Here is an 18,543-nt window from a genome sequence, read left to right as displayed (position 1 = left end):
AAAAATATTTGAAGGAGGCAGATTCAAATGTCCGTTCTTGATAATTTTGATTCATGGAAAGCATTTCTCGCTGACAGACTGCAACAGGCGGAGTCTCAAGGAATGGGCCAGCAAACCATCTCCAATATGGCATATGAAGTAGGGGATTATCTGGCATCCAATACAAGTGCCAAAAATAGCGAAGAGGCTGTTTTACAAGAAATTTGGAATGCCGGATCTGAAGAAGAAAGACACGCTCTTGCCAGCGCAATGGTAAAACTTGTACAAAACCAGGGAAACTCTTAAGTTACGGATAAGATGAAGAAGCTGTTCATAAATGCAGCTTCTTTATTTTTTGCTGTTTATGACAGTAATCTCTTTTTTTCGCATGTAAAATACTTTATGATAGATATATATGAGTCGAATACAGCATACATGTAAAAGGGGTTTACTATGGAGAAAACTGAATGGTACCTTGAATATGAGATACAACATAATCGACCAGGATTGCTGGGTGACATTTCTTCTTTATTAGGAATGCTTTCAATTAACATCATCTCGATCAACGGTGTAGCAAAGTCACGAAGAGGTATGCTGCTGCTCGCAAAAAAAGAAGAACAAGTTCAGCGCTTGAAATCAATTATGCAAACAATGGATACAATCCGTATAACAAAAATGCGAAAACCGAAACTACGTGATAAACTTGCAGTAAGGCATGGTCAATATATTCAGAGTGAAGGCGATGATCGAAAAACATTCCGGTTCGTTCGGAATGAATTGGGAATATTAGTGGATTTTATGGCAGAGCTATATAAAAAGGAAGGGCATAAACTGATAGGGATCCGGGGGATGCCCCGTGTTGGAAAAACCGAATCAGTTGTTGCAGCGAGCGTCTGTGCCAATAAAAGATGGCTGTTTGTATCAAGTACTCTGCTTAAGCAAACAATCAGAAGTGAGCTCATTAAAGGGGAGTACAGCAACGACAACTTATATATAATTGATGGGATCGTTTCAGCACGACAAGCTAATGAAAAGCATTGGCAGCTTATTCGCGAGATAATGCAGCTTCCTGCCGTCAAAGTGGTTGAACATCCTGACATTTTCGTCCAAACGACCGATTATAAATTGGATGACTTTGATTATATTATCGAACTCCGAACTGATGAAAATGAGGAAATTACATATGAACCGATTAATCATTTTGGTCAGGAAGATGATCTCTCAATGTTTGACTTTTAGCAGACAGGAAGCTGCCTGCAGAAAAGAAGTGCTGCAATAAGCCAAGATTTTAAATGGACGGTGTTATGCATGGGGATTGGTGAAAGACTAAAAGAAGCTAGAGTAGAACAAAATATGTCTTTGGAAAGTTTGCAGGAGACAACAAAGATTCAGAAAAGGTACCTCGAAGCAATTGAACAGGAAAATTTTAAAATATTGCCAGGGACTTTCTATGCCCGTGCGTTTATTAAAGAATATGCCGCAGCAGTTGGTTTGGACCCTAATGGAATACTTGAGGAATACCAGGAAGATCTGCCGCAATCAGAGGAAACTAATGCGGCACAGTATGCTCATATTCAAAGGTCACGAAAAGATGAAAGACCAAGAAAAACACCCTCAATATTTTCATTTTTTCCGACTGTCATTGTGGTATTACTGATAATAGGAATCATTTTTGTCGTATGGTATTTTTACCAGGGATCAGTGGGTGAAGACAATACAGAACCTGCGACAACACAGGAGGATAATGAAGTCATCCGAGATTCGGGTAACGGAAGCCAGGAAGAGGAACAAGCTGATGAGAACGCTGCTGAAGACGAAGAAAATACTTCCCAGTCAGAGAATAGCGACGAGGCAGGTAATGCGTCTGAGCAACCGGAACCTGAGTTTGTGGTGGAAGAAGAGGGTGCTGGCGAGGCGCCTGAGTCCACATTGACGCTTGAAAACGCAAGCAGCAACACTAAAGCCACTATAACAGCGTCAGGAGAATCTTGGCTGGAGGTTGAAAATGGCGAGGGTGAAAGTTTGGAATCAACCATGATCACTGCTGAGAATTCGCCAATTGAAGTGGATTTATCTGAAGCTGACAGGGTATGGTTTAAAGTCGGAAATGCGCCCGTAATTGATATATCAATTGATGGTATCTCATTGGAATACCCTGTTGACGCAGAAGAAGAAGTGTTTCAGAAGATCTGGGTCAATATTAACCAAGCTGACGAATAACGAATGAACTCACTGCCCTTCCTACTCAGGGAAGGGTTTTATATGCAGGAGGGTGAAGTGTTGAACGTACCAAATAAAATTACATTGTCACGCATTATTTTAATTCCGGTTTTTATCATTTTACTTACGGTTCCGTTCGATTGGGGCGAATGGGAGATTGGTGAGAACGTTTTACCCTTTTCCCACTTTGCTGCAGCTTTACTGTTCATAATCGCCGCAGTAACCGATTGGGTTGACGGGTATTATGCGAGGAAATATAACCTGGTCACGAATTTGGGTAAATTTCTTGATCCGCTTGCCGATAAACTGCTTGTTGCTGCTGCGCTCATTTTACTTGTAGAGCAAGGAGCTGCTCCTGGATGGATAGCGATCATTATTATAAGTCGGGAATTCGCTGTAACAGGGCTCAGGCTTGTTGCTGCGGGTGAGGGAATTGTGCTTGCTGCAGGAAGTATGGGGAAATTAAAAACAGCTACGCAAATGATAGCAATAGCGTTGTTGCTGCTCCATAACTTCCCGTTTTCCTTTGTAAGTCTGCCGGCCGGACAAATCGTGCTGTATGCCGCGTTACTATTTACAGTATTATCCGGGTATGACTATTTCGTTAAAAATTGGCATGTAATGAGGGATTCGAAATAATGAAAAATGTTAAAGCTGAAATTGTAGCAGTTGGCACCGAATTGTTATTAGGACAAATTGCTAATACGAACGCGCAATGGATTTCTGATGAGTTGGCTTCAATTGGGATGAATGTTCACCACCATGCGGTCGTCGGGGATAATCTTAAGCGTGTTGAAAACCAGTTTCGAGTATCACAAGAGCGTTCGGATGTCATTATTATTACAGGCGGGCTAGGCCCGACGGAAGATGATTTGACCCGTGAAGCCTTTCAAGAAATAACACGTACGCCAATTATTGAACATAAACCATCGATGGATAAAATCGAATCTTTTTTTGAAGAGCGGAAAATTGCCATGACACCAAACAATCGAAAGCAGGCCCGCGTTTTTGCTGGTTCTGACGTGATTGAAAATCAAACCGGAATGGCACCGGGAATGATGATCTCACATGAGGGTAGGACTTGGATATTTTTGCCAGGTGTGCCCCGGGAAATGAAGCGAATGATGCGAGACAGTGTGCTGCCATATTTTAAAAAACAGCACGGAGCGGGAAGTGTCATTAAATCGGTCATGCTTCGCTTTATAGGTATTGGGGAATCAACGCTTGAACACGAGTTAAGTGATTTAATCAAACAGCAGACCAATCCGACAATCGCTCCTTTGGCACAAAATGAAGGTGTCGCCATCAGATTGACTGCCAAGGCTGATTCGGACGATGAGGCGGCAGCGATTATTAACCGCGCGAAAAAAGAGATTCTGAAAAGGACCGGGCATTATTATTACGGTGATGATGATGAGACGTTAACTGAAAAGGTTTTTAATTTAATGCAAAAAAACAATTTAACAATTGGTGCGGCTGAGAGTCTGACGGGAGGTCAATTCACGGACAAACTTACTTCTGTTCCGGGCGCTTCAAAGGTCTGCAACGGCAGTATTGTCTGCTATGATGCCAAAGTGAAAGAAAATGTGCTGCGCGTTTCATCCGATATTATAAAGCAACAGGGTACAGTCAGTGAAGCATGTGCGCTTGCGATGGCTGAAAATGTCCGTTCATTGCTTGATGCAGATATTGGTATCAGTTTTACTGGTGTGGCAGGACCTGAGTCATCTGAAGGCCAATCACCAGGAACCGTTTTTATTGCTGTGCACGATCAATCAGGAAAACGGCTGGCAGAGAAGTTCAATTTTCAGGGCGATCGTCAGGCGATACGCAGACGGACCGTTTTAAAGGGTTATGAACTTTTATTTAAATTGTTAAATTAAATCTATCGGAGCATAAATATAGAGGAAATTAAATTTTTTCGTTCCATTAGAATGGAAAAGCGCTTAATTGATTTAAAAAACGGGGGAAAACACGGGAACGTTTATTCGCTTTTTGCTTGGCAAATGTATAAAAAAAGAGTATGATGAAACTAGTTCATTTATTATAGGAGGTTAACGCTTTGTCAGATAGAAAACAAGCTTTAGATATGGCGCTGAAACAAATTGAAAAGCAGTTCGGTAAAGGGTCAATTATGAAATTGGGTGAACAGGAAGGTCAAAAGATAGCTTCCATTCCAAGCGGATCACTCGCTTTGGATGTTGCGCTGGGAATTGGCGGCTATCCAAGAGGGCGTGTCGTCGAAATTTATGGACCGGAATCATCTGGTAAAACGACGGTTGCCTTGCATGCAATTGCAGAGGCCCAACAACAGGGCGGACAAGCTGCGTTTATCGATGCCGAGCATGCTTTGGACCCAACGTATGCAAGAGCGCTTGGTGTGGATATTGAAGAACTTCTTTTGTCTCAGCCGGATACTGGGGAACAAGCGTTGGAAATTGCTGAAGCGCTGGTTCGAAGCGGTGCTGTTGATATTATCGTAGTGGATTCAGTGGCAGCTTTGGTTCCTAAAGCGGAAATCGAAGGCGAAATGGGCGACGCACACGTTGGACTGCAGGCACGTTTGATGTCTCAGGCTCTCAGGAAATTATCAGGTGCGATTAATAAGTCCAAAACAACAGCTATTTTTATTAACCAGATACGAGAAAAAGTTGGTGTGATGTTCGGTAATCCTGAGACTACTCCAGGCGGACGAGCTTTGAAATTCTACTCATCTGTCAGATTGGAAGTACGCCGTGCTGAAACGCTTAAACAAGGCAATGAAATGGTAGGGAATAAAACGAGATTAAAAGTCGTGAAAAATAAGGTTGCTCCTCCTTTCAAACAAGCAGAGGTTGATATTATGTATGGTGAAGGGATTTCCAAAGAGGGCGAAATTCTTGATATCGGTTCTGATCTTGATATCGTGCAAAAAAGTGGTGCCTGGTATTCGTACAATGGCGAAAGACTCGGACAAGGACGGGAGAATTCCAAGCAATTCCTTAAAGAAAATGAGAGTACGAGAAAGGAAATTCAACAAGCAGTTCGCGGGCATTATAATCTCGATGAGACCCCGGAGGAAGAACCGGAAACGGAAGAAGCCAATCAAGACAGCCTGGATGTTTGATTCCTCATATAAAAATCCTTCGCCTATTTAGGTGAAGGATTTTTATATGAGCTGTTTTTTGTGTAGAGTGCTAGTTAACTACTCCGTACAGGATGTGAACTGCGACACAGTGAAAATTTTTCTTCTGATTTCACTTAGTGCTATCCCATCGCTCCGAATATACACGTAGGTGCTCGTCGTGTTGCAAGTGATCTCGGTGCAGCAAGCACTCCTCGCAACTCGCAGCGGACTCAGTGGATGTTTTGCTCGTCGCTTTCCGCGGGCGGCTGGTGAGACTTCGCGTGCGATAACACGTGAAGTCTACCTATGCCACTGCTCCCGAGTGTTTATATAAGGAAGGATTGTTACGATTTCTTGACATTGGTGAAAGGTAACAGTAAAATTAAATTGTATAATTTCTATTATATTATACACTAAGTTATTTATTAGTGCGTGTTCAAAAGGACTTGAAAAGACGGGCTGAACCTGCAAACTTTTAAATGTGGGTTGCTGCCGATGCTTTATTTCGCCGAATTTTGAACAACCTCTATTATTAAACACTGTACATGCCGACAATAATGAATCACTTGTACAATTTTATAGCAATAGGAGGTGAAATCATGGACAATCCCTTAATCATCTCCATTTTGCTTGCCGTAATCCTGATCGTCGGTATTGTTGTTGGTTATCTGATCCGTAAATCTATTGGAGAAGCTAAAATATCGAGTGCTGAAAATTTAGCCAAACAAATAGTGGATGAAGCACATCGAAACGCAGATGCTGCCAAAAAAGAAGCACTTCTTGAGGCGAAAGACGAAAACCACAATCTTCGCCAGCAGACTGAAGAAGACTTACGCGAACGGCGATTGGAAGTTCAAAAGCAGGAAAATCGCCTGATGCAAAAAGAAGAAACTTTGGACAGAAAAAGTGAAACACTTGATCAGCGAGAAACTATGCTGGAAGGAAGGGAAGAATCGCTAACAGAAAAACAACAACAAATTGAAGAAATGGAAAGCAAAGTGGAAGCGATGCTTAATGAGCAGCAAACAGAGCTTGAGCGGATTTCCGGTTATACGACCGAGCAGGCCAAACAGGTTATATTAGAACGGGTCGAGCAAGAGGTCAATCATGAATCAGCTCTAATGATCAAAGAAGCTGAAAATCGTGCGAAAGAAGAAGCGGACAAGAAAGCTAAAAGCATTCTTTCACTGGCCCTGCAGCGTTGTGCCGCAGATCATGTTGCGGAAACAACCGTATCAGTTGTCAACCTGCCAAATGATGAAATGAAGGGACGTATCATTGGTCGAGAAGGACGCAATATACGGACACTGGAAACATTGACTGGTATAGATTTGATTATTGATGACACACCAGAAGCAGTCGTGTTGTCAGGGTTTGATCCTATCCGCCGTGAGATTGCCCGTATGGCGCTTGAAAGACTCGTACAGGATGGTAGAATCCATCCAGCCCGCATTGAAGAGATGGTTGACAAAGCTAGACGTGATGTTGACGAGTACGTTCGTGAGGTGGGAGAAGAAACGACTTTTGAAGTTGGTATACACGGACTCCACCCTGATTTGGTCAAAATACTTGGCCGCTTAAAATACCGGACAAGTTATGGTCAGAATGTGCTTAAACACTCTACTGAAGTGGCCTATCTATCAGGACTGCTTGCTGCAGAGTTAGGTGAAGATGAAACACTGGCAAAAAGAGCCGGCTTGCTTCATGACATTGGGAAAGCAATTGATCATGAAGTAGAGGGAAGCCATGTTGAAATTGGCAAAGAACTTGGAGTCAAGTACAAAGAGCATGAAGTTGTTGTCAATTCGATTGCTTCACACCACGGTGATGAAGAAGCAACTTCCATTATATCAGTGCTGGTTGCAGCAGCCGATGCGCTATCAGCTGCCAGACCTGGCGCAAGAAGTGAAACATTGGAAAATTATATTAAACGTCTCGAGCGCCTGGAAGAGATTTCAGAATCATTTTCCGGTGTTGAAAAATCATTTGCTATTCAGGCTGGCCGGGAAGTTAGAATTATGGTTAAGCCTGATGAGATTAATGACATCGATTCTGTCCGGATTGCGCGGGATATCCGCAAACAAATTGAAGGTGAACTTCAATATCCGGGACATATTAAGGTTACTGTCATTCGTGAAACACGGGCAGTTGAATATGCAAAATAAGCGAAAAAGCGGCTGCGAAGTCGCTTTTTTGCTTTACAGAGATAAGTGGTTATGTAACACTGTCAATACTTTAATAGGATAGGGTGAACACAATAATGAATATACTATTTATCGGGGATGTGACAGGCTCCCCAGGAAGAAATATGATTGAGACCTACTTGCCAAAACTGAGAGAAAAGTACCGTCCCGGGATGACTATCATTAATGGGGAAAACGCAGCAGCCGGCAAAGGTATCAATAAAAAGATATACAAACAGTTTTTGGAATGGGGCGCGCATGTCATAACCATGGGTAACCATACATGGGACAAAAAGGAAATCTTTGAGTTTATTGATGACGCGAACAATTTAGTACGGCCTGCCAATTTTCCGGAAGGTACACCTGGAAAAGGGATTGTATATATTAACATAAACGGAACTGAAGTAGCTGTAATAAATGCTCAGGGGCGCACCTTTCTTCCTGCGATTGATGATCCGTTCCGCAAATTGGATGAGTTGGTCGAAACAGCCAGAAAGCGGACAAACATCATTTTTGTTGATTTTCATGCCGAAGCAACCAGCGAAAAGCAAGCAATGGGCTGGTATTTGGATGGAAAAGTAAGTGCAGTGGCGGGGACACATACACATACTCAAACGGCGGACGAGCGTATTCTGCCTCAGGGCACCGCGTATATTACAGATGTCGGTATGACAGGTCCGTACGATTCAATACTGGGTATGGATAAAGAAACCGTTATGAAAAAGTTTTTAACAAGTCTGCCTGTACGTTTTGAAATTGATAAAGAGGGTAGAACACAATTGAATGGGCTAGTTATATCAATTGATGAAAATACAGGAAGCGCTTACAATATTGAGCGCATATTAATTAATGATGATCATCCTTTTATGGAGTGATGATTAAAAAAGCTGGGATAAGCAGTGTTCCTTTGCTGAATATTTGAATGTTTAGAATTATTAGTGCATAATAAGGTAATAAGCTAACATCTCCAAGAATATAGTAGCATTAGAACTACAATAGTAATTTAAGGAGGTACTAGTAGTGGAAGTATTAAAAGTGTCAGCAAAATCAAACCCAAATTCAGTAGCAGGTGCACTTGCAAACGTTTTACGCGAAAGAGGTTCGGCGGAGATACAGGCTATTGGGGCCGGTGCATTGAATCAGGCCGTAAAGGCGGTCGCCATTTCCCGAGGGTTTGTGGCACCAAGCGGCGTGGATTTAATCTGTATTCCGGCTTTTACCGATATTATGATTGAAGATGAGGAACGGACAGCAATTAAATTAATTATTGAACCGAGATAATTGGCAATTATTCATTTTTAGTGTTGTGCACTTGCACAGCACTTTTTTATAATGCTTAGAATCTGGAAGTTCGGGTCATGCTGATAAATTAAGGTGTTTTTTCAATTGGGACCGTGAAAATACGGTAATATGACTCATGTATTGTTTAATTTTGTGTCAGCATTTATAATAAAATAATGTATGGAAATAAACACTAACGAAATTTTACCATAGAGATGAAAGGAGTCTGGTTATGAACGAACAGCAGCGAAAACAGCAATCACAAATTAAACAGACCGACAATCCGGCGGACATAAAATCCGATTCGGCTAATATTGAACGGCTGAAAAGCACAACCAGCGATGATTTGATTGCTAAATATTTTGAAACCACGTATGAACCGCCGAACTTGAGTAAAGCCAGAAAACGAGGTCGTGATGATGTAGCGGTGCATTATGATTTTGGCATTCCGGAAGATATGGAGAATATCGGCGAGGGCAAAAAATTTTTGATTCGTACATATGGCTGTCAAATGAACGAACATGATACAGAAGTAATGGCAGGGATTCTCTCTGAAATGGGATACGAATCGACGGATAATAAAGAAGAAGCGGACATTATTTTACTGAACACATGTGCCATCAGGGAAAATGCCGAGAACAAAGTGTTTGGTGAAATTGGTCATCTGAAAGCTCTGAAAAGAGAGAATCCGGATTTGATTCTTGGTGTATGCGGCTGTATGTCCCAGGAAGAGAAAGTGGTCAACCGCATCCTGAAGAAACACCCGCAAGTAGATCTGATTTTTGGAACGCATAACATTCACCGTCTGCCGCACCTCGTTAAAGAAGCGATGTTTGGTAAAGAAAAAATTGTTGAAGTATGGTCCAAGGAAGGCGACATCATTGAAAATCTTCCAAAGGCACGTAAAGGCAAAACTAAAGCATGGGTTAACATTATGTATGGCTGTGACAAGTTCTGTACTTACTGTATAGTGCCTATGACGCGCGGGAAAGAGCGCAGCCGCCGTCCTGAAGATATAATCCAGGAAGTGCGCCACTTGACTGCTCAAGGTTATAAAGAGATTACACTGCTGGGGCAGAATGTCAATGCTTATGGCAAAGACTTTGAGGACTCGGATTACGGTCTGGGCGACTTAATGGATGATCTGCACAAGATTGATATTCCGAGAATCCGTTTTACGACGTCGCATCCACGTGATTTTGATGATCGTTTGATCGAAGTGCTTGCCAAAGGAGGCAACTTGCTTGATCACATTCATTTGCCTGTACAATCCGGAAGCAGTGAAGTGCTGAAGAAAATGAACCGAAGATATACGAGGGAAGATTATTTAGAACTTGTGAGGAAAATCCGAAAAGCCATGCCTAACGCAACCCTCACAACTGATATTATCGTCGGTTTTCCGAATGAAACAGAAGAACAGTTTGAAGAGACGATGTCACTGGTGGAAGAAGTTGGCTTTGAAGCCGCATTTACGTTTATTTATTCACCGCGTGAAGGAACACCAGCTGCACGTAAACAGGATGATGTGCCTGAAGAAGTGAAAAAACAACGTCTATATCGTTTAAATGAACTTGTTAATAAACAATCTGCTGAATCAATGAAGCAATATAAGGATAAAGTTGTGCCAGTTCTTGTTGAAGGCGAAAGCAAGAAAGACCCGGATGTTCTGGCCGGTTATACAGAACGCAATAAGTTGGTTAACTTTAAAGGTCCAAAATCAGCCATTGGAAAAATTGTGGATGTTAAAATAACTGAAGCCAGAACATGGTCGTTAAATGGTGTTATGGCAGAAACTGCAGCTGAGGTGAAATAATATGGCAGAGTATACACGACAAGAAATATTGGATGAAGCAAAAAAGTTGGCTAATATGCTTGCAAACACAGAAGAAATTGATCGTTTTAAACAAGTGGAAGCCAAGGTTAATGATAATAAAAAGGTACAGCAGTTAATACAGAAAATAAAAACATTGCAAAAACAGGCTGTTAATTTTCAGGCGTATGGGAAAACAGAGGCGCTCAAAAACGTAGAAGAAGAAATTGACCGTCTTCATGCAGAAGTCGATGCCATTCCAGTTGTCCAGGAATTTAAAGAGACTCAAGGCGTTGTAAATGATGTGCTTCAGCTTGTATCCGGCACCATATCCCGTGAAGTTACCAACGATGTCATCACTTCTACCGGCGGTGACCTTCTTTCAGGTGAAACCGGGACGAATTATGAAAACAATTCATCAAGCAAATAGCAGATGGTATCTAACGACCAGGCAGGGTAATTCCTGCCTGGTTTTTTCACGACTGAATATCTTCGCTCCCGTAAGTTAAATTCATTATGCACTTTAGGTATTTGTCTTGCATAAACTGACTATGAGAAAAAGGAGGTAGCGAAGATATGTCATTTCTTGATCACGAATATAGAGAAATTATTACGAAAGCAGTGTGCGGCAAAGGAAAGAAATTTACGCAGGCAACCCATCATATCTCATCGTCACATAGGCCTTCCAGTATCCTCGGCTGTTGGGTAATAAATCATTTATATAACGCAAAGAAAAAATCTGAGGATACTGTTGAAATCCATGGCAGTTATGATGTTAATATTTGGTATTCATATAATGATAATACCAAAACAGACGTCGTTACTGAGCGTGTCACTTATACTGATCATGTTCCGCTGACTGTTAAAGATGATAAATGTATTAACGATGATTATGATGTCATTGCAAAAGTAGTTCAACAGCCAAACTGTCTGGAGTGTGAAATTGCCGGTCATGGGAATAAAATTGCTGTAGAAGTTGAACGGGAATTCGTCGTGCAAATTATTGGGGAAACTAAAGTAGCTGTGAGAGTTGACCCTAAAGGCTATAAATTTGATGACGACGATGACTGGGGCTTTGATATTACCGACGACGAACTTAGTGATGTCAAACCGGATTTTGTGCACAGAACAGGTAAGGATTAGAAGATTACGAGAGGTCATACTCTCGTAATTTTTTTGCACAACGATTCATTTTGTTCATTCGTCGATATTCTCTAAAATATGCTATAATGAAACAATATATCGCATGTTTTTTGGAGGATTATTAATGGCTAAATACACACCAATGATGGAGCAATACTTGAAAATTAAAGCTGAGCAGAAAGATGCATTTCTATTTTTCCGGCTTGGTGACTTTTATGAAATGTTTTTTGATGATGCCGTCCAGGCCGCCCGTGAATTGGAAATAACTCTGACAAAACGTGATGGCGGCGAGGAAGGATCGATACCCATGTGTGGTGTGCCCTACCATTCCGCAAGCAATTATATAAAGAACCTTATAGAAAAAGGCTATAAAGTCGCTATCTGTGAGCAGATGGAAGATCCAAAAGCAGCTAAAGGTGTTGTGAAACGGGAAGTCGTTCAGTTAATAACGCCCGGTACAGTGATGGAAACGAACATGCTCAAGGAACGGGATCATAACTATCTTGCCAGTCTTTCATATTTTGATGACGACTCGTTCGTTATTGTATATAATGATCTTTCGATTGGTGAAAGTAATATTGCACTCATAACTGATGGTTGGGATGCTGTGTTCCATGAATTATACAATCAGCCGGTTAAAGAAATGGTCGTGTCATCTGACTTGCCTGAATCATTCCAGCAGGCTTTACGTGAAAAATTAAACATGACCTTGTCTTTTCAAGACGAGATAACATTTCATGCAGAATACCGGGAGCTGTGTGATGATTTAGATGATGAGCGGCTTGTTAAAGCTTTCAGCAGGTTGCTCAATTACATACAAAACACCCAGAAACGATCGCTTGATCACTTACAGCCCGCTAAAGTAATAAAATTGGATTATTTTTTATCATTGGATATGTACTCTAAGCGGAACCTTGAACTAACCGAGACGATTATGAAAAAAAGCAAGCACGGAAGTTTATTATGGGTTCTCGATAAAACCGTAACGGCAATGGGTTCACGTACGTTGAAGAAATGGCTCGATCGGCCATTGTTAAGCAAAGCGGAAATTGAACAGCGATTTGACGTTGTTGAAGGTTTTTTGAACGACTTTATGACGCGTGACGATCTTAGGGAAGCTTTAAAATCAGTTTATGACCTGGAAAGGCTGGCAGGACGTGTGGCATATGGCAATGTTAATGCCCGTGATTTAATACAACTGAAACAATCACTGGAAAAAATTCCTGAAATTAAGCGTATCTTAAATCAGTTTGACCAGACAGGTATTCAGGAACTGGCAAACAGTCTGACGTTCCCGGAAGAACTTGTGAGCTTGCTTGATTCGAGTCTCAAAGATGACCCGCCGGTATCAATTAAAGAAGGTGCCATTATCAAGGATGGCTACCATGAGAAGCTTGACACTTATCGCGAAGCTTCCGGGAATGGAAAACAGTGGATTGCCGAATTGGAACAGAAAGAGAAGCAGGAAACAAATATTAAATCGTTAAAAATCGGCTTCAATCGAGTGTTTGGCTACTATATAGAGGTGACAAAAGCTAATTTGCATTTGCTTCCGGAAAACAGGTATGAACGAAAACAAACCCTTACAAATGCAGAACGGTATATAACACCTGAGCTAAAACAAAAAGAGCAGCTCATTCTTGAAGCTGAAGAGCAAAGCGTCGAGTTGGAATATCAATTGTTTTTGGAGATACGCGAGCAAGTGAAAGAGTCCATTCCGGAAATACAATATTTGGCTGGGTTAGTAAGTCAAATAGATGTAATGCAAGGTTTTGCCACCGTAAGCGAAGCTAATCAGTATACACGTCCTGTTTTTTCAACTGAAAACTTAGCCATCAAAAATGGCCGTCATCCGGTTGTGGAACAGGTTATGAAAGACGATGCTTTTGTGCCTAATAATATTTCACTTGATCAGGAAACGGACATCCTTCTCATAACCGGGCCAAATATGTCAGGTAAAAGCACCTATATGCGCCAGCTTGCTTTAACGGTCATTATGGCGCAAATTGGCTGTTTTGTGCCATGCGACGAAGCAGAGATGCTTTTATTTGATCAGATTTTTACACGCATTGGTGCAGCAGATGACCTGGTCGCTGGCCAGAGTACGTTTATGGTGGAGATGCTGGAGGCAAATCATGCCTTGTCCAATGCTACCGAAAACAGTCTGATATTACTTGATGAAATTGGACGGGGGACGAGTACTTACGATGGAATGGCGCTTGCCCAGGCTATCGTGGAGCAGATTCATGACCACATTCATGCCAAAACAATATTCTCGACCCATTATCACGAATTGACCGCTTTGGAGGATTCATTGGAGCGATTGAAAAATATCCACGTCCGAGCAGAAGAGTATGATGGAAAAGTTGTTTTTCTTCATCAAGTTAAAGAAGGAGCAGCAGATCAAAGTTATGGCATTCATGTTGCCAAACTGGCTAATTTGCCCCCACCCCTTATTGACCGTGCCACCTCAATTCTCGAACAGTTGGAAACCAATGACAAGCCGCGTCTTGAAGATGCCGGCCAATTATCATTTTTTTCTGATGAGCAATCACAAATAAAAGAGAAGAAAATATCGGCTGCTCAGCCTGATAATCAACTGATCGATGATTTGAAAAATATTAATCTATTTGAGATGACACCGATGGATGCCATGAATGAATTATACCGGCTGCAAAAGCAGGTCAAAGAGTAATCAGGAAAGGATTGTTTTCATGGAAATCTTTCAAATGCCAGATGGACTCGCCAACAAAATAGCTGCCGGGGAAGTTGTAGAGCGTCCTGCTTCTGTTGTTAAGGAACTTGTGGAAAACAGTATCGATGCGGGAAGTACATGGATTAAATTAGAATTTGAAGAAGCGGGATTGCAGCGAATCAAAGTGACCGATAATGGCCATGGCATGCCTGAAGAAGATGCAGAACGGGCGTTTTTGCGCCATGCCACAAGTAAAATTAAAAATGAAACAGATCTTTTCCGTGTTAATACACTGGGGTTTCGAGGCGAGGCCCTGGCAAGTATTGCAGCTGTCAGCAGGTTGACCGTTAAAACATCACAAGGGGAAAGTGCTGGAACGTATTTAACAATTGAAGGCGGGGATGTTACTGATCGGTCAAAAAGTGATGCCCGAAAAGGCACTGAAATAACAGTTGAAGATTTATTTTTCAACACACCGGCCCGTTTGAAATATATGAAGACGATTCATACAGAATTGGGGCATATTACGGATCTTTTGAATCGCCTGGCCTTATCACATCCGGATATTCGCTTTGAGGCGCTTCATAACGGCAAATCCCTATTTAAGACAGCCGGCACCGGGGAACTTCTTCAGGTGATTAGTCAGGTTTATGGTATGAGTGTTGCACGCAAAATGCTGCCGGTAAAGCACGAAACACTTGATTTTTCCATCGAAGGTTATATTGCAAAACCCGAAGTTACAAGAGCTTCCCGGAACTATATTTCAACCATTGTTAATGGAAGATTTATTAAAAGCATGCAGCTGGCTCAAGCGATAAACCGGGGTTATCACACACTGTTGCCGATAGGACGTTCCCCTGTGGTCGTTTTAAACATCGAGATGGATCCAATATTAGTTGATGTGAACGTACACCCAACCAAGCTTGAAGTTCGTTTCAGCAAAGATAAAGCACTATTCGAGGCGATTGAAAATACTATACGTGACGCATTTAAGCAAACATCACTGATCCCTGAAATGGAATCGAAAAGTTCAAGCAATAAAAATGCTAGTGTTCAGGGAAGCATCCAATTTGGAAGAACAGAGCAAAAACCGTCTCAATGGGTCCCTCAGCAACAAGTGAATGAACATGCGTCTGATAGTTATTATAATGCGCCGTCAGGAGACTCCGGCCAGCCTACAGAAGCCTATTACGCGAACACGCAAATTGAGAATCTGACGGATGAACCATTTGAGATGCCTGAGACTGAGTACGGCACAAGTTCTGATAACAACACTGTACAAGAACGGATCCCTGCAATGTACCCAATTGGGCAGCTGCAAGGGACATACATTTTAGCACAAAATGAAAATGGCTTTTATATGATTGATCAGCATGCAGCACAAGAACGTATCAAATTTGAACGGTTCAGGAAAAAGCTTGGTCAAACAGAAAATGAGCTGCAGGAGCTGCTGATCCCATTAACATTTGATTTTTCCAAACAGGAATCAATTTTTATTGACCATCATCGCGAGGAACTCGAAAAAGTTGGTCTTTTTTTCGAACCATTCGGCAATCAGACGTATATCATTCGTGCTCACCCGAATTGGTTTCCAAAAGGCTTTGAGGAAGAAGTTATCAGGGAAATGATTGAACAAGTCATGAAGGATGAAAAGGTTGATATTGAACGAATAAGAGAAGATGCTGCCGCACTCATGTCATGCAAACGATCAATCAAAGCCAACCATCACTTAAGTAATGACCATATGTTCTCGTTGCTGGAGGACTTGCGCACATGTTCTGATCCTTTCACATGTCCGCACGGGCGTCCGGTTATCATTTTCTTTTCTTCCTATGAATTGGAAAAGATGTTTAAACGGGTCATGTAATAGGAAAAACGCCGAAAACCATTGATATATAAAGGTTTTCGGCGTTATTTACATGTCGTGAATTTGAAAGTAGTTTCAACTGACCAAAAACATTCAATAGGAATTTTTTACCATTTTACCAAAAATTGCAAGTATTTGAAATTATCTTGTAGTATACTATAGAAGACGAGTTATATTAGAATGTGCCTTGGTTAAGGCGGTGGAAGAATAACTTCTTTTACTTGGCGACTTCAAATTCCTTATACGAAGGGGGATGAAGTCGTGATACCCATTGAAACGACACTCGAGTTAATGCTAATGTTTGGTACGCTCGTTTTGTTCATTGCTGGTTCGAATGGAAAAGAGTAATTCCACTGCCGTTTTGATGTTCCGGTGCATGTAATTACTTTTTTTCGTTCCCTGGTGAAGTCGCCGCATTCTAATTATAACCGTCCGGGTCGCAAGTGGCAGCTTGCGGCTCGCTTTCGGTCTTTAAAAAATAAGCCATTTTCATTTTATTTCTTTTATTGTGCAAATATTACAGAAAAATTGTTATTACTATATACGTCGAAGTAATTCTTTCGTCTTAATTCGATTGTACCACAAACCTTCAACCGAATCTATAGGAAGCGAGGCAATTCGTATTTCTTTGTTTCTCAATTCCCAATAGTATTCTTATCAAACGTCTTGAAGTTATTTTTTAAATTCCATTTACAGTCTCTCGATCAACTTGTGATATTTTATACATTCCTGTTATAATCAATTGCATAAGTCATCGTACCGCTATCAATAGCATTTTCAATAATACAATATGAGGTATAATAAAGCAGTGCTTCGTTAAAACTGAAAAAAGTGAATGCGAGGTGCTGCTTAATGGCTAATCAAAAACTTATCAATTTTTTAAATCAGCTATTGTCCAATTACTTTGTTATGTATGTTAAACTCCACCGCTATCACTGGTTTATCCAAGGGGCGCATTTTTTTCAATTGCATAAACTATTTGAAGATATGTACATAACGGTCGCCAAAGATATCGATGCGTTAGCTGAAAGAATATTAATGATTGATGGCAAACCATTAGCGACCATGACAAAGTACTTGAAGGAAACAACGTTGGAAGAGGCAAGTGCTGACGATAAAGAAGATGAAATAATGGCTAAATTAATTGAAGATTATAGTCAGATAATAAATGAAATAAAAAAAGAGGGTATTCGGTATGCATCGGACCAAGAAGACGAGCCTACCATCGATTTACTGGTATCATTTCAAGGTAAATTAGAGAAATATATCTGGATGCTGAATGCTTATCGAGCTTACGAACAATAAATAACTAGGGGAATCGCGATGAAAAAAACGATCATAGCCATCGTTGGACCAACAGCTGTCGGAAAAACAAGTTTGAGCCTTGAGGTGGCAAACCGTTTTAATGGAGAAGTTATCAGCGGGGATTCCATGCAAGTTTATCAAGGGTTGGATATTGGCACTGCAAAAGTAACGGAAGAAGAAAGAGAAAATATTCCTCATTATATGATAGACATAAAAAATCCTGCCGAGTCATTTTCTGTGGCTGATTACCAATCATACGTCCAGCACTATATAGAAAAAATAGATTCACGCGGTAAACTGCCGGTTATCGCCGGAGGGAGCGGTCTTTATATTCAGGCCGCTCTCTATAATTATCAATTCTCGGATAAAAAACGGGACCCTGAACTTACCGGCCAGCTTGAAAAAAAGTTGGAAGAACAGGGGAGTGGAGTGCTGTATGAGCAACTGAAGCAGGTTGATCCGGAACAGGCTGCCAAAATTCATCCGAACAATCACAGGCGGCTGATACGCGCACTGGAAGTCTATGAATCAACAGGGAAAACAATGACCGAATTTCAACGGACACAGCGTAACCATTCACCTTATAACCCTATTTTTATAGGGTTGGAAATGGATCGTGAGCGATTATACCAGCGTATTAACAAAAGAATTGACGAGATGCTTGCCAAAGGACTTGTGGAAGAAGCTAAATCACTCTATGATCAAGGCTATGAAAATTATCAGGCGATGCGTGGTATTGGCTATAAAGAGTTCATTCCTTACTTCAAGGGAGAACAGCCATTTAACGAAACCGTTCAATTGCTGAAACGAAATTCCAGACGCTATGCTAAAAGACAATATACATGGTTCAAAAATAAAATGGATGTCAACTGGTACACAGTCTCTCCGGAGCACGCCAGTGGAGTGTTTGAAAATATTTTAGCCGATTTAGCAGGAATGTTACAAAAAATATAG

Annotated in this window: 16 protein-coding genes; all 16 read left to right on the top strand. The window is 41.3% G+C overall.

The genetic code is table 11. From position 1 onward, the window contains the following. The first annotated feature begins 27 nt into the window (after window positions 1-27). The 16 genes from BMZ22_RS06620 to miaA all read left to right on the top strand — a co-directional run bounded on the left by BMZ22_RS06620 (window position 28) and on the right by miaA (window position 18,543). Entirely contained in the window at window positions 28-285 is a 258-nt protein-coding gene (locus BMZ22_RS06620) for a DUF3243 domain-containing protein (protein ID WP_090083377.1), read from the top strand. 147 nt (window positions 286-432) lie between these two features. Further along, window positions 433-1,218, top strand: a complete 786-nt coding sequence (locus BMZ22_RS06615; RefSeq protein WP_090083374.1) for a DUF3388 domain-containing protein — start codon at window positions 433-435, stop codon at window positions 1,216-1,218. Between the two features lie 69 nt (window positions 1,219-1,287). Further along, window positions 1,288-2,199, top strand: coding sequence for a helix-turn-helix domain-containing protein (locus tag BMZ22_RS06610; protein WP_090083371.1), 912 nt, complete (start codon window positions 1,288-1,290; stop codon window positions 2,197-2,199). A 60-nt stretch (window positions 2,200-2,259) separates the two neighbouring features. Further along, on the top strand, window positions 2,260-2,838 hold the full coding sequence (gene pgsA / locus BMZ22_RS06605; protein ID WP_090083958.1) for a CDP-diacylglycerol--glycerol-3-phosphate 3-phosphatidyltransferase: 579 nt from the start codon (window positions 2,260-2,262) through the stop codon (window positions 2,836-2,838). Next, entirely contained in the window at window positions 2,838-4,082 is a 1,245-nt protein-coding gene (locus BMZ22_RS06600; protein WP_090083368.1) for a competence/damage-inducible protein A, read from the top strand. Before pgsA ends, BMZ22_RS06600 begins: the two co-directional genes overlap by 1 nt. A gap of 179 nt (window positions 4,083-4,261) precedes the next feature. After that, on the top strand, window positions 4,262-5,305 hold the full coding sequence (gene recA / locus BMZ22_RS06595) for a recombinase RecA (protein WP_090083364.1): 1,044 nt from the start codon (window positions 4,262-4,264) through the stop codon (window positions 5,303-5,305). Window positions 5,306-5,904: 599 nt separating this feature from the next. Further along, entirely contained in the window at window positions 5,905-7,470 is a 1,566-nt protein-coding gene (gene rny / locus BMZ22_RS06590; RefSeq protein ID WP_090083361.1) for a ribonuclease Y, read from the top strand. A 95-nt stretch (window positions 7,471-7,565) separates the two neighbouring features. Further along, window positions 7,566-8,363, top strand: coding sequence for a TIGR00282 family metallophosphoesterase (locus tag BMZ22_RS06585; RefSeq protein WP_090083359.1), 798 nt, complete (start codon window positions 7,566-7,568; stop codon window positions 8,361-8,363). A gap of 145 nt (window positions 8,364-8,508) precedes the next feature. Beyond that, on the top strand, window positions 8,509-8,769 hold the full coding sequence (locus tag BMZ22_RS06580) for a stage V sporulation protein S (protein WP_090083356.1): 261 nt from the start codon (window positions 8,509-8,511) through the stop codon (window positions 8,767-8,769). A 232-nt stretch (window positions 8,770-9,001) separates the two neighbouring features. Continuing rightward, window positions 9,002-10,582, top strand: a complete 1,581-nt coding sequence (gene miaB / locus BMZ22_RS06575) for a tRNA (N6-isopentenyl adenosine(37)-C2)-methylthiotransferase MiaB (protein ID WP_090083353.1) — start codon at window positions 9,002-9,004, stop codon at window positions 10,580-10,582. Window position 10,583: 1 nt separating this feature from the next. Beyond that, a complete protein-coding gene (locus BMZ22_RS06570) occupies window positions 10,584-11,009 on the top strand; it encodes a YlbF/YmcA family competence regulator (protein ID WP_090083350.1) in 426 nt (141 codons plus the stop codon). Between the two features lie 146 nt (window positions 11,010-11,155). Further along, complete coding sequence (locus BMZ22_RS06565; protein WP_090083347.1) at window positions 11,156-11,722, top strand: outer spore coat protein CotE; 567 nt, start codon at window positions 11,156-11,158, stop codon at window positions 11,720-11,722. Between the two features lie 124 nt (window positions 11,723-11,846). Further along, window positions 11,847-14,417, top strand: a complete 2,571-nt coding sequence (gene mutS / locus BMZ22_RS06560; protein ID WP_090083344.1) for a DNA mismatch repair protein MutS — start codon at window positions 11,847-11,849, stop codon at window positions 14,415-14,417. 19 nt (window positions 14,418-14,436) lie between these two features. Then, window positions 14,437-16,284, top strand: coding sequence for a DNA mismatch repair endonuclease MutL (mutL, locus tag BMZ22_RS06555; protein WP_090083956.1), 1,848 nt, complete (start codon window positions 14,437-14,439; stop codon window positions 16,282-16,284). An 852-nt stretch (window positions 16,285-17,136) separates the two neighbouring features. Next, window positions 17,137-17,589, top strand: a complete 453-nt coding sequence (locus BMZ22_RS06550; protein WP_090083342.1) for a Dps family protein — start codon at window positions 17,137-17,139, stop codon at window positions 17,587-17,589. 18 nt (window positions 17,590-17,607) lie between these two features. Further along, entirely contained in the window at window positions 17,608-18,543 is a 936-nt protein-coding gene (gene miaA / locus BMZ22_RS06545) for a tRNA (adenosine(37)-N6)-dimethylallyltransferase MiaA (protein WP_090083340.1), read from the top strand.

The sequence above is a fragment of the Lentibacillus persicus genome, from assembly GCF_900112705.1.
GTDB classification, from domain to species: Bacteria; Bacillota; Bacilli; order Bacillales; family Amphibacillaceae; genus Lentibacillus; species Lentibacillus persicus.
The sequence above is the reverse complement of the archived record's forward strand: the minus strand, read 5'-3'. Positions and strand labels throughout refer to the sequence as shown.